At 33.8% G+C, this 1,392-nt stretch carries 1 protein-coding gene and 1 pseudogene; both read right to left on the bottom strand.

Annotated features, from left to right (window positions below; all coding sequences use genetic code 11):
- Positions 1-135: 135 nt before the first annotated feature.
- A pseudogene (locus tag ACR65M_RS26895) lies at positions 136-1,026 on the bottom strand (IS3 family transposase); the annotation flags it as partial.
- Positions 1,020-1,310 carry a transposase gene (locus ACR65M_RS26890; protein WP_440274942.1) on the bottom strand — a complete coding sequence of 97 codons (291 nt, stop codon included), beginning with the start codon at positions 1,308-1,310 and terminating at the stop codon, positions 1,020-1,022. The gene ACR65M_RS26890 and the pseudogene ACR65M_RS26895, both read right to left, overlap by 7 nt.
- Positions 1,311-1,392: the final 82 nt, after the last annotated feature.

Genomic DNA, 1,392 nt, shown 5'->3' with positions numbered 1-1,392 from the left:
TGGTCTTCTGTCAAGAAAGTGGACAATAAAATTTGAGACTTTTTATAACTCAACGCTACCGCACTTCGTTTGGTACGGTATTAGAAATGACCAGTCGAAAACATGACTGCTCATTTCTAATACCAAAAGTCTAATTTATGAGATAAATACATCATTTGTTGGTTGAAGATTTCTCTCATATTCATTTGGAGAAGTATATCCTAAAGTTGAATGCTTTCTTTTTTCATTATAGAAATTATTAATATAATAATTGACCGCTTTTATTGCCTCTTCTCTTGTTTTGAATCGCCTTCTGTAAATTAAATCTTTCTTGATTGTGGAATGAAATGACTCGATACAAGCATTATCGTATGGATCACCTTTTCTACTCATACTGATTTCCATATTATTTTCAACCATAATATCGATATAATCTTGGGCACAATACTGAGAACCGCGATCCGAGTGATGAATTAAACCTTCGCCAGGCTGCCTTAAAACAATGGCCATATATAATGCTTGAATAGTTAACTCTTTTTTCATATCTGACCCCAGGTTCCAACCCACAATTTTTCTTGAACATAAGTCCATAATGGAGGACAAATACACCCAGCCTTCTACCGTCCAGATATACGTAATATCAGAAACCCAAACTTTATTAGGTTCTTCTACGTTAAATTGTCGATTAAGCAGATTAGGATATGTGTTTAAATTATGGTTTGAATCTGTGGTGACCACGAATTTCGCTTTTTGGTTCGCTTTTAAACCCATTTCATTCATGATTCTAGCTACAGTCTTTTCCGAAACCGAATAACCCCATTCATCTAAATCAGAATGTACTCTTGGACTGCCGTAAGTTCCAAAACTCTCATGAAATGATTTACTTATTTTTTGTTGAAGTTCTAAACGATAATCCTCTTTTTCCGATAGAACTCTAGATTTTTTAAGCCACTTATAATATCCACTCTTCGATACATTAAATAAACTGCACATCTTCGAAATAGCATACTCTTCAGAGTGGTCAAGTATAAAACTATAAACTACGCTTGGTTTTTGGTGAAGATGTGCATGGCCTTTTTTAAGATCTCGTTTTCCTCTCTTAGTTTTTCTAGTTCTTTTTCATGTTGTTTTTTTAATTTTTCAACCTCATTGGGCGTTAAATACTTATCACTCGTTTCTCCACAGTTTTTTTGTCGATACGCTGAAACCCACCGACTAATGGACTTAGATGAGATTTCTAATTCACGTGCAACATCAGCTGCTTTTCTACCTTCTTCAATAACTAATTTAGAAACATAATCTCTGAATTCTTGATCATAATGTTTTCCCATACCTGGACACGTCCTTATAAATGATGATTGTATTATATAATAAAATCTCATTTTACGTTGTCCACTATTAAGACTAACCTCA

Source organism: Ferdinandcohnia sp. SAFN-114 (assembly GCF_059415045.1).
The sequence above is the reverse complement of the archived record's forward strand: the minus strand, read 5'-3'. Positions and strand labels throughout refer to the sequence as shown.

What these genes read in the sequence shown, in the direction of transcription:
- ACR65M_RS26890 (WP_440274942.1), bottom strand. Translation starts at nt 1,310, where the DNA reads ATGGGAAAACATTATGATCAAGAATTCAGAGATTATGTTTCTAAATTA.